The 10,763-nt window shown below is 62.7% G+C and carries 10 protein-coding genes and 1 pseudogene; 4 read left to right on the top strand and 7 right to left on the bottom strand.

Annotation, left to right across the window (positions count from 1 at the left end; all coding sequences use genetic code 11):
- Positions 1-1,199: pseudogene (locus EOA75_RS21090) on the bottom strand (N-methylproline demethylase); the annotation flags it as partial.
- Positions 1,200-1,399: 200 nt separating this feature from the next.
- Here EOA75_RS21090 and queF point away from each other — a divergent pair.
- Positions 1,400-1,861 (top strand): preQ(1) synthase, encoded by a 462-nt coding sequence (gene queF, locus EOA75_RS21085; RefSeq protein ID WP_067330169.1) that lies wholly within the window; start codon positions 1,400-1,402, stop codon positions 1,859-1,861.
- A gap of 16 nt (positions 1,862-1,877) precedes the next feature.
- Here queF and EOA75_RS21080 read toward each other — a convergent pair whose 3' ends face one another.
- The 5 genes from EOA75_RS21080 to EOA75_RS21060 form a co-directional block, all read right to left on the bottom strand.
- Positions 1,878-2,624, bottom strand: coding sequence for an alpha/beta fold hydrolase (locus EOA75_RS21080; protein WP_164747475.1), 747 nt, complete (start codon positions 2,622-2,624; stop codon positions 1,878-1,880).
- Between the two features lie 142 nt (positions 2,625-2,766).
- A complete protein-coding gene (locus tag EOA75_RS21075; RefSeq protein WP_127241729.1) occupies positions 2,767-3,354 on the bottom strand; it encodes a hypothetical protein in 588 nt (195 codons plus the stop codon).
- Positions 3,355-3,358: 4 nt separating this feature from the next.
- Positions 3,359-3,832 carry a DUF3828 domain-containing protein gene (locus tag EOA75_RS21070; RefSeq protein WP_067000473.1) on the bottom strand — a complete coding sequence of 158 codons (474 nt, stop codon included), beginning with the start codon at positions 3,830-3,832 and terminating at the stop codon, positions 3,359-3,361.
- Positions 3,833-3,932: 100 nt separating this feature from the next.
- Entirely contained in the window at positions 3,933-5,582 is a 1,650-nt protein-coding gene (locus tag EOA75_RS21065) for an ABC transporter substrate-binding protein (RefSeq protein ID WP_127325065.1), read from the bottom strand.
- A 218-nt stretch (positions 5,583-5,800) separates the two neighbouring features.
- The gene (locus EOA75_RS21060) at positions 5,801-6,841 is read right to left on the bottom strand and encodes a proline racemase family protein (RefSeq protein ID WP_127325064.1); all 1,041 of its coding nucleotides are present in this window, start codon (positions 6,839-6,841) and stop codon (positions 5,801-5,803) included.
- 247 nt (positions 6,842-7,088) lie between these two features.
- Between EOA75_RS21060 and EOA75_RS21055 the strand changes: the two genes are divergently transcribed.
- A complete protein-coding gene (locus EOA75_RS21055) occupies positions 7,089-7,772 on the top strand; it encodes a GntR family transcriptional regulator (RefSeq protein WP_095824789.1) in 684 nt (227 codons plus the stop codon).
- 52 nt (positions 7,773-7,824) lie between these two features.
- On the opposite strand, the gene EOA75_RS21050 is transcribed toward EOA75_RS21055, so the two are convergent.
- Positions 7,825-9,375, bottom strand: coding sequence for a trimethylamine methyltransferase family protein (locus EOA75_RS21050; protein ID WP_127325063.1), 1,551 nt, complete (start codon positions 9,373-9,375; stop codon positions 7,825-7,827).
- A 90-nt stretch (positions 9,376-9,465) separates the two neighbouring features.
- On the opposite strand from EOA75_RS21050, the gene EOA75_RS21045 reads away from it, so the two are divergent.
- Together EOA75_RS21045 and mutL are read left to right on the top strand one after the other, a co-directional pair.
- The gene (locus EOA75_RS21045; protein ID WP_127325062.1) at positions 9,466-10,368 is read left to right on the top strand and encodes a LysR substrate-binding domain-containing protein; all 903 of its coding nucleotides are present in this window, start codon (positions 9,466-9,468) and stop codon (positions 10,366-10,368) included.
- 45 nt (positions 10,369-10,413) lie between these two features.
- Positions 10,414-10,763: DNA mismatch repair endonuclease MutL (gene mutL / locus EOA75_RS21040; RefSeq protein WP_206517020.1), on the top strand; the 350-nt coding region annotated here is incomplete at its 3' end.

The raw sequence follows: 10,763 nt of genomic DNA, 5'->3' as shown, positions 1-10,763 counted from the left end.
AGCCCCCCCGCCCGGGCTCCGGCGACCACCACCCGCCTCTTCGGCCCTTCGCTTTTCGCGATGACATGCGGGATCGTCGCTTCGCGGCCGGTGGCGGCGTTGTGGACGCAGAGCGCCTCACCGCCTTCATAGATGCGATCGAGGCAGTAGGTGGCGCCGACGCAAGGCCGGATCTCGTGCTCGCGCCCTTCCATTACTTTCCTGATGATATGCGGATCGGCGATGTGGGCGCGCGTCATGCCGACCATGTCGAGCTTGCCGGAGGCGATCGCATGACGCGCCGTGGCGACATCGGAGATCCGCGCCGCGTGGAAAGTCGGGAATTTCGTCGCCGCCCTCACCTCGCCGGCGAAATCGAGATGCGGCGACGAGCGCATTCCGGTCACCGGGATGACCTTGGTCAGCGCCGCGTCGGTCTCGATCGAGCCGCGGATGATGTTGAGGAAATCGACCTTGCCGGAGCCAGCCAGACGTTTCGCGATCTCGACGCCCTCGTCCTTCGACAGGCCTTTTTCGAAATCCTCGTCGGCGACCATGCGGATGCCGACGACGAATTTCTCGCCGACTGCGGCGCGAACCGCATCCAGCACCATGTTGGTGAAGCGCAGCCGGTTTTCGAGCGAGCCGCCGAAATCATCGTCGCGATGGTTGGTGGCCGGCGACCAGAAGCCGTCCATCAGATGGCCGTAGGATTCGAATTCGATGCCGTCGAGGCCGGCCGCCTGGCAGCGCTGGGCGGCGGAAGCATAATCGGCAACGATGCGCTCGATGTCCCAGTCCTCGATGGTCTTGGGAAAGGCGCGATGCGCCGGCTCGCGCACCGGCGAGGCGGAAAGCACCGGCAGCCAGTCGGCCTTGTTCCAGCCGGTGCGGCGACCGAGATGGGTGATCTGGATCATGACCTTGCAGTCATGCTCATGACAGGCATCCGCAAGTTCGGCGAGCCACGGCACGATGGCGTCGTCATAGACATGCAGGTTGCCGAAGGCGGCCGGGCTGTCGCGTGACACGATGGCAGAGCCCGCTGTCATCGTCAGCGCCATGCCGCCCTTGGCCTTCTCGGCGTGGTAGAGCCGGTAGCGCTCCTTCGGCATGCCGTCCTCGGAGTAAGCCGGCTCATGGCTGGTCGACATCACCCGGTTCTTCAGCGTCAGGTGCTTGAGCTGATAAGGTTGGAGAAGCGGGTCGTTGCTGGTCATCGTCTTCCTGCCGTATCAAAATTGCGCGGGAGCTGCTCCCGCTTCCATTTCACGCATCGGATTCATCCGAAAACCGCTGCGCGGCTTTCGCTCCAATGCTAATGAGCCGCCAAACACGCCGGGTCCGTTCGATCGCGGCGCACTTTCAACTGATTGCACCTGCCGCCCTTGCAATCATCGGCGGCAGCGAGGAGCCATCGATGACCGACGCCAAAAACCTGACCCAGCTCGGCAAACACGTCGAGACGCCGCAGAGTCCCGAACAGGCAGTCCTGGAAACCGTGCCGTTCGAGCGAGGCGACGGCCCGCCCGCGATCGTGCGCTTCACCTGCCCGGAATTCACCTCGCTCTGCCCGGTCACCGGCCAGCCCGACTTCGCCCACATCGTCATCGACTACGCGCCCGACAAGACGCTGGTGGAATCGAAGTCGCTGAAGCTGTTCATGACCTCGTTCCGCAACCATGGCGCCTTTCACGAGGAATGCACCGTCATGATCGGCCGCCGCATCGTCGAAGCGACCAAGCCGCTCTGGCTGCGCGTCGGCGGCTACTGGTTCCCGCGGGGCGGCATCCCCATCGACGTCTTCTGGCAGACCGGCGCGCCGCCCGAAGGCGCCTGGCTGCCCGACACCGGGGTCGCGCCATATCGCGGGCGCGGGTGAGTTTATCGAGCGGCCATCAGACATGGCCGGCCGCATTGGTTCGGCACAGGTTGGTCGCAAGAAACGGAACGACCGAAATGCGATAGCGTTGCTGGTCGTGGCGCAACAGATCGACATGACCGGCGCCGTTGAACCAGACCAATTGCGAGGCAGCGGCTTTTTTCAGCGCCATTACCTGCCCGTGGTCTATAAAGGGATCCTCGCCGCCGGCGAGCAAGAGTAACGGCTTGCCGATTTCGCCGAGGCGGTCGACCGGCCTGACATCGTCGGCGCTTATTCCGAGCCGAAGCGGCATCTGCGCCAGAAGGACATCCGCTTGGAGGCTACGCAGCATGCTGAACGGCATTCGACGAGCCGTCGTCTCGCGCAATGTCGCGTAGAGCTGTTCCAGCACGTAGGCATCGGCGATCGCCTTCGGTGCAGCAAAGACAAAGGCTGCCGCTCCCAGCGAGGATCCCACGGCGCCGATCTTTTGCCCGGGGAAGCGCTGTCGGGCATATGTCAGGATGCGGACAGCGTCCTGCCCTTCAATGTAGCCGAAGCCTTGTACGGTTCCGCCGCTCTCGCCGTGCCCCGACAGATCGAACAGGGCAACCGAATAGCCGCTATCGGATACCAGTTTTGCGCGTTGCAGCATCGCTAGCCTGTTGGCGCCGCGCCCGTGCAACAGGACGATCGCACCGCAACTGTCCTTTCGACCAATCACCCAACCGACAAGTTCGGGCGCACCAGCCTGGTTGAGCACGACGCGCTCGACGGGCACCTCGCTCGGCGCCGTCAAGTTCTGACGGAGCCCGCGGGCGATCAGCGTTGTTCCAGCCGCCCAGTCGGCCGCGCAAAGTCCGATAATCGCCGCCGCAAGGATAGCACGGAGTTTCATCTGTGATGCCCTGACCGCGACTTCATCATTCGCACTGGTACTGGCTGAGCGCCCATTCGCCGGTGACCGACAGGAGGTCGGAGATCTTCCAGTCGCCGCCGACCTTCTTCAGCTTCCATTCGAGACGGTGCTGGTGGCCTTCGACGACGAAGACGACCACCACCTTGGCCTCGTCACCATTGATCGCTTCGATGGTGCGCAGGCTCTTGTCGATGGCGAGCTTGTCGTAATCGGCATTGTCGAGCGCCATGTTGGGATCGAGGCACTCGCCCTGACCCGAGGCGCGCAGCGCGTCGGCTTTGTCGAGTACGCTCTTCGCCGGATCGCTGAAGTTCTTGCGCTGGCTGGGGTCCAATTCCAGCCCGAGATGCTCGTAGAAGGGCTTCACCACCGCCGTCGGCGATCCGGGCAGGACGGGCGCAGCTGGCGCCGGTTCGGCCAGCTTGCTTTCAGGCGTTGTGGCCGGCGCCGACTTCTCGATCGCCGGCGCATTGTCGCCAGAGGACGCGTTCGGCGGCGGCGAGCCGAACAGTCCTTGCCCGTAGGCGCCGCCGTTCAGCCCCGCGGTCAGCATCGACAAGCTCGACAGCGCGAGGACCAGACGCCGAAGCACGGCGTCACTCCGTCGAGGAGCCGCATTCCAGCGCGCTGAGCGTCCAGTCGCTGGTTTTGGAGGTGATGTCGGCGATCTTCCACTTGCCGTCCACTTTCTTCAGCGACCACACCATTTCGCGTTTGGAGTCATCGCCTTCCGGGAAAAGATTGAAGCTTGCCGTCACCTCGGCGGTGTCGCCATTGACGGCCTCGGCAAGCTTCAGCGTCTTCGACACGGTCTTCTGGTCGAAATCCTGGGCGTCGAGGCCTGGGTCGAAGTCGATGCAGGATACCTCGTCGGGCTTCTCCTTGCGGGCCTTGTCGTTGGCTTCGAAGAGCTTGGTGACCGGCTCGGTGAAGCGGTCGCGGTATTTCGCGTCCGCCTCGAACTTCACTTCAGGCACATAGAAGAACTTCACGGCGTTGGAAGCCGGCCCGGCGAGTGCCGCGGCAGGCAAGGCGATCGAGATGGCAACTGCCAGCATCATCGGTCTCATGCAGGATCTCCGGATGGTCGGCGGCGTGGTGGCACGATCACCACCACGCATCCTGCATATCGGCTTTTTCACGGCGCATGAAGTCCTTGCGCTGCGCGCCTTAAGCTTCCAGCCAGACGTTCTGGAAGTCCATTTGATAGGTCTGGTGCATGGCGTAGTTCTTCACCTTCTTGTTCATGTGGCAGTAGAGCTTCTGCCAGAACGGCTGGATGATGACGCCGGAGTCCTGCAGGATCTGCTCGACGTCCTTCATCACCTCCTTGCGCTTGGCGACGTCGATCTGCGACAGCGCCTCCTTGAGCTTGGCGTCGAAATCCGGGTTCGAGAACGCGGTCTCGTTCCAGGCCTCGCCGGTACGGTAGCCCAGCGCCAGCACCTGCACGCCGAGCGGGCGCATGTACCAGATGGTCATGGAATAAGGATATTTCGTCCAGTCGTTCCAGAAGGTCGAACCGGGCAGCACCGTGCGCTTCACCTTGATGCCGGCATCGCGCAACTGGCCGGCGATCGCGTCGCCGGTGTTCTTCTGCCATTCGTCCTCGACCGTGATCAGCTCGTGCTCGAAGTCGGCCTGCCCGGCGTCGGCCATCAGCTTCTTGGCGCCCGCCGCGTCCCGTTCCTTCTTCGGCAGCGGGTAATATTCCGGATGGATCGGGCTGACATGGTGGTTCTCGCCGACCGTGCCGCGGCCCGCGTAGCCGAGCTGCATGACCTGATTGTTGTCGACCGCCATCTGCAGCGCGTTGCGCACCCGTTTGTCATCGTAAGGCTTGTGCGTGATGTTGGTGCGCGCCACGAGCGTGGTCGCCGTCGCGACTTCCGATTTCACCAGATCCATCTTGTCGAGGGGGTCGATGAAGTCGGCCGGCGTTTCGAAATCGAGGTCGATCTCGCCCGAATCGAAGGCATTCAACGTGGCGTTGAAGTCGGTGCCGTAGTCGATGAACTCGACCCCGTCGAGCGGCGCTTCGCCACCCCACCACTTGCCGTTCTCGCGGCGCTTGACCACGGCTTTCTGGCCCACATCGTAAGACACCAGCTCGAAAGCTCCGGTGCCGATCGGCTTCTTGATCGGATCGGCGCCATCCTTGTCGAAGTTGCGATGCACGACCAGCGCCGGATAGTCGGTGAAGCCCGGGATGATCGCGATATCGGCTTCGGACAGCTTCAGCTTGACCGTATGGTCATCGACCTTGGTGATCGCGCCATCCCTTGCCTTGCCGGTCTTGGCGTCGACCAGCGCGCCGACGCGGGCGGCCATGGAATTGCCGGAAGCCCCCTTCTCGCACCAGCGATTGAGGTTGAAGACGACGTCATCGGCGTTGAAGGCATCGCCGTTGTTCCAGGTGACGCCTTTGCGCAGATGCAGCGTGTATTCGGTGGCGTCGTCGTTGACGTCCCAGCTTTCGAGCAGCACCGGCTCGAAGGTGAACTGGTGCGTGTAGCGCACGAGCGGCTCCAGCCAGGTGCGGGTGACGTTCGCCATCTCCGTCCAGTCATAGGTGCGCGGGTCCTTCTGCGCCTTGACCGACATCGCGACATGCAGCGTTCCGCCTTTCTTCGGCTCTTGCGCCAGGGCTTTTGTCGGCGCGGCAAGGCCAATCATGCCATAGGCGAACGCCGTCGACGCGCCGAAGGCGCTTGCCAGCGCCAGGAATTCGCGCCGGTCCACGCGGCCCGCGCGCGCTTCTTTAGCCATCGCCTCGATGGCGGCAGGAACGCGATCACCGTTGCTTTTGAAGATTGTCATTTTTTCCTCCCATGTTGCGAAACATTGGCCATCCTGGTGCACTTTTTTTCAGCTGTAGATGGCGCCTGCAGCGTGAGCGTGCGTCCAGACGCTGCCTTGCCTGAGATAGTGAGAACTCGCTCCATCCTGCGGCATTTCGAATATCGTATACGAGCCTTGTTGAGCGTCAAGCTTCTTGGGGCATGAGCTGGAGAAAGATGCCGGGCGAAGAACCACCTTCACACCTTCGCACGCTTCATCGGCCAGGTGTCCGCCACGCGATAGCCCGCCGGCCAAGGATCTTCAGGATCCAGCATGTGCTGATGGATGCCGGTGATCCAACCGCGACCGCTGATCTGGGGGCGTATTGCGGGCATACCGGCAACCTGCGTGGCGCCGAGAATCTTGCCGTGAAATTCTGACCCGATGATGGACACACCGGTGAACCAATCCTCGGCTGTCATTTGACCCTTCGCGTGCAAGAGCGCCATGCGGGCCGACACCGCCGTTCCGGTCGGCGATCGGTCGAGCTTGCCAGGTTTTATCGAAACGACCGATTTTGCGCGGAGGCGGTTGCCATCCTGGGTGATGGCGCCGGCAAAAAGACAGAACGAATGGTGGCGCCAATCGGGACGCTCAGGGTGGGAGAACGCCATTTGTCGATTGGCCGCATCGGTGATGCGCACCCCAAGTTCGGCGAGATCACGAGCCTCGTCGGTTTCAAGCGCTAACCCTAGGGCAGGTGCGTCCACGACGACGAAACTGTCGCCTCCATAGGCCGTGTCGACCGTGATGGTACCGAGGCCATCGACCTCAAGCGGCACACCGACCCTGTTGGCGAATGATGGTACGTTTTCGACCATGATGCGCTGGGCTTTTCCTCCGGCACAGTCGGCCCGCACGCGTACCAGACCGCCCGGCGCCTCGAGCACCATTTCGGTTACCGGCTCCTGCATGGGGATGATCCCGGTGTCCAGAATTACCGTCGACACGCAGATCGAATTGGAGCCGGACATCGGGGGCGTATCTTCCGGTTCCATTATGATCCAAGCCATCTGCGCATCGGGATGCTTCGGAGGGACCAGAAGGTTGACGTGCCGGAAGACGCCGCCGCGCGGTTCGTTAAGAACGAAGTTACGAAGTCGGTTGTCTTCTGCGATCCATTTGCGCTGGTCCCAGACAGTGGCTCCCGGCGGAGGAGACACCCCGCCAACGATGACATCCCCGACTTCGCCCTCCGCGTGGCAGGAAACAACATGGATGACTTTCGTGCTTCGCATTCGGGAGTCCCCAGAGCCGCGGCTTCCAATTGGATATCGTATACGATCTTCGGCTCTCGTCAAGGCTCGATTGAGGGGAAATGCGCCAGTCGCTGCTGATCGGCCGGGCTCAAAAGAACCCACGCCGGACGGCATCTCAGGCCATGCAGACACTCGGGTTGAGCAGAATCGCGAGCGTATTTGATCGCGAACATCGTCTACGATATCTATGTTTGCAGATCTGACGCTCCGTGCGGAGACTCTACACGTGCCATTTGCATTTGCCGACATTCCCGATTTGGGTGCCGCCCCCACCGCTTCCGACGTGGTTTTGAAGTTCATCCGCGGAGCAATCATATCCGGGTCGCTTGATGAGGGCGAACCGATCAGGCAAGACGACGTCGCCCGCATGTTCAACATCAGCAAGATTCCGGTGCGCGAAGCTTTGAAGCGGCTCGAGGCAGAGGGATTCGTGGCATTTCAGCGAAACAAGGGCGCAATTGTCGCCAGCATGTCGGAACCGGAGATCGTGCAGATTTTCGAGGTCCGAGCGATGCTGGAATCGAACGCAATTCGGCTTTCCCTCCCCCACATGAACGAGAAGACCTTCGATAAGGCGCAAGCAAGTTGCGACTCCTTTGCGAAGGAAACCGACGTCGGCCGCTGGGCGGAACTAAATTGGGAGTTCCATTCCAGTCTTTATCTAGACGCCGGGCGACCATATCTCCTCCGCATGATCCGGTCGGTTAACGATCGCATCGAACGCTATCTGCGAGTTCAGCTGACGATTTCCGGCGGTCATGAGCTTGCGGATCGAGAACATCGCGAAATCCTGGCCGCCTGCCGCGCTGGCGAGACCGAACAGGCCGCAAAGTTGGTCTACGATCATATTATGAACGCCTGTCAATCGCTTCAGAAACACCTTGCGATCGGCAAGGTGCGCGCTGGCTGAGCCACTGGCTTGCTGTCAGTCACGATTGCCGACGGCCTTTGCCCATATTTTGTCAACTAACGGTATCAGGCAGCTTTTCCTCGCGCCGCGCGATCAAATCCTTGAGACCTTCGGCGATGCCGTCGTCGAGCTTCGGCTCCTGGTAGTCGGCGAGCATGTTGCGCGCCCTTTCGCGGCCGCGCGTGTCGTGATCCTTCGCGCCCTCGGCTGTCCATTGTTCGAAGGAATTGAAGTCCATGATGCTCGGCATGAAGAAGGCGCGCTCGAAATGCTCGAGCGTGTGCTGCGTGCCGAGAAAATGCCCTTGCGGACCGACCTCGCGGACCGCCGCCATGGCCTCCTTGAAATCGTCGAAGGGAACGCCGCCGGCATATTTGTACCAACCGACGAGCTGTTCGCAGTCGGTGGCGAATTTCGAATAGCCGCAGGTAAGGCCGGCTTCAAGCCAGCCGGCGGAGTGCCAGATGTAATTGGCGCCGGCGAGGATCGCGGCATGCATAAGCATGTTCGCCTCGTAGCCGGCCTGGGCGTCGTTGAGCTTGGAGCCGACGTGGAAGCCCGAGGTGCGCCACGGCAGTTTGTATTTCCGCGCCAGCGCACCCATCAGATACATCATCTGCGCGGCCTCCGGCGTGCCCCCCATCGGGGCGCCGGTCTTCATGTCGACGGTCACCATGAACTGGCCATAGATCTGCGGCGAGCCGGGACGGATGAGCTGGGTGAAGGCCACACCGGCGAGCGCCTCGGCATTCACCTGCGCGACCGCGCCGACGGCGGAGGCCGAGGTCGAGGCGCCGCAGAGCGCAAACGGTGCCAGGATCAGCGGCTGGTTGTGGCGGGCATAGACCCGCATGGCGTCGAGCATGGTGGCGTCCCACACCAGCGGCGAATTGCAATTGGTGATCGCCACCAGCACCGGATTGTCGCGCACGAACTCCTCGCCGAACACGATCGCAGCCATCGCCATCGTGTCTTCGGCCCGCTCCTTCGACGTCACGATGCCCATGAACGGCTTGTCGGAGTGCTTGAGCGCCGAATGGATGATGTGGAGGTGCCGCTTCGGCACCGGGATCTCCATCGGCTCGCAGATGATCGAGCTCGACGAATGCAGCGTCGGCGCCATGTAGGCGAGCTTGTGGAAATTGTTGAGGTCGTTAAGCGTGCCGTAACGCCGCTTGTTGTCGAGGTCGCGCACATAAGGCGCGCCATACATCGGCACGAAGATCGAGTTCTTGCCGCCGACGCGAACCGTTCGCTCGGGGTTGCGCGCATTGAGCGTGAATTCCGGCGGGACCTTCGAGACGAGCTCCATCAGCAGCGCGCGATCGATGCGGACGCGTGTGTCCTTGACGTCGGCACCCGCCGCCTTCCAAAGCGCGATCGCTTCGTCGTCGCGGAACTCGCAGCCAACCTCCTCGAGGATTTTGAGCGACTCCTCGTGGATCAGCTCCACCGCCTCGTCGGGCACGATCTCATAGGCCGGAATCTGGCGAACGAGCGTCGGGAAAGACGCGACCGGCGCGCTTCTCAGCGCCTTGCGCCCAAGGCGGCCGCCGCCGCGACGGTGGGTCGGCTCAGTCAATTCAGCGGCCAGTGCGTTCATGTTGTCTCCTTCATCCCGCCCGACCAAGTTAGCGACACGAAATATGGATGTGACGCTGGAAAATCCTGATCTCTTGTATAAGCTGCGCTTATGCGAAGCCTGCGCCACCTCCTGCCCTCGGCCGGCAGCCTCGTCGTCTTCGAGGCGGCAGGCCGGCTGTCGAGCTTCACCGCGGCCGGGCGCGAGCTCGGCATGACCCAGGCGGCCGTCTCCTATGCGGTGCGCGGACTGGAGGAACAGCTCGGCGCCAAGCTGTTTCAGCGCCGCCACCGCCAGGTGCTCCTGACCGAGGCCGGCGAGCGCTTCCACGCGGACGTCTCGCTGGGGCTGTCGCATATCCGCAAATCTGCCGAGGACCTTCGCCTGCAGGCGACCGGCGGCCATGTCACCCTTGCGGCCTCGACCGCCTTCGGCTCGTTCTGGATGATGCCGCGCCTGCAGCAGTTCCGCGACCAACTGCCGGGCATCGATCTGCGCATCCAGACCGCCGACCGCGACCTCGACATCATTGCGGAGGGTATTCCGCTCGGCGTGCGCGGCGGTGTGCCGCGCGACTGGCCGGACTATCACTCGCTGTCGCTGTCCGACGAAGAGATCTTCCCCGTCGCGGGACCGAGCTATCTCGCCAAATTCGGCATGCCGAAGACGGTCGAGGAACTGGCCACGCACCGGCTGATCCATCTCGAGGAGCCCTATCGCGAGGCGCCGAACTGGGACGAATGGTTCGCGTCGGCCGGAACCAGCCTGCGCAATGCCGAGCGCGGCCTGCGCATCAACGACTATGCCCTGGTGATCCAGGCGGTGATGGAAGGGCAAGGCATCTCGCTTGGCTGGCGGCATCTGGTCGAGCGGCTGGTGGCATCAGGGTTGCTGGTGCCGGTGACCGGCCATGTGATGAGGACCGGCATCGGCTTCCACGTCATCTGGCCGAAGAACCGCGAGCTCAGCGACAACGCGCGCAAGGTCAGGGACTGGCTGGTGGCGCAGGCATGAAGTAGCCCCTCCCCCACACCGTTCGAATCCGCCTATAATCCTCGGATGCCCATTCGCCAGCTTTCCGAAACGATGATCAACCAGATCGCCGCCGGCGAGGTCATCGAGCGTCCCGCAAGCGTGGTGAAGGAGTTGGTCGAGAATGCGCTCGACGCCGGCGCGTCGCGCGTCGAGATCGTCACCGCCGGCGGCGGGCTCTCGCTCATCCGCGTCACCGATGACGGCTCGGGCATTCCCGAGCGCGAACTGGCGCTGGCAGTTGCCCGACACTGCACGTCGAAGCTGTCGGACGACATCCACGACATCCGCTCGCTCGGATTCCGCGGCGAGGCGTTGCCGTCGATCGGCTCGGTGGCCAGGCTTTCGATCCGCTCGCGCACGGCCGCCGGCGACAG

The sequence above is a fragment of the Mesorhizobium sp. M1A.F.Ca.IN.022.07.1.1 genome (assembly GCF_003997575.1).
Lineage (GTDB): Bacteria > Pseudomonadota > Alphaproteobacteria > Rhizobiales > Rhizobiaceae > Mesorhizobium.
The sequence above is the reverse complement of the archived record's forward strand: the minus strand, read 5'-3'. Positions and strand labels throughout refer to the sequence as shown.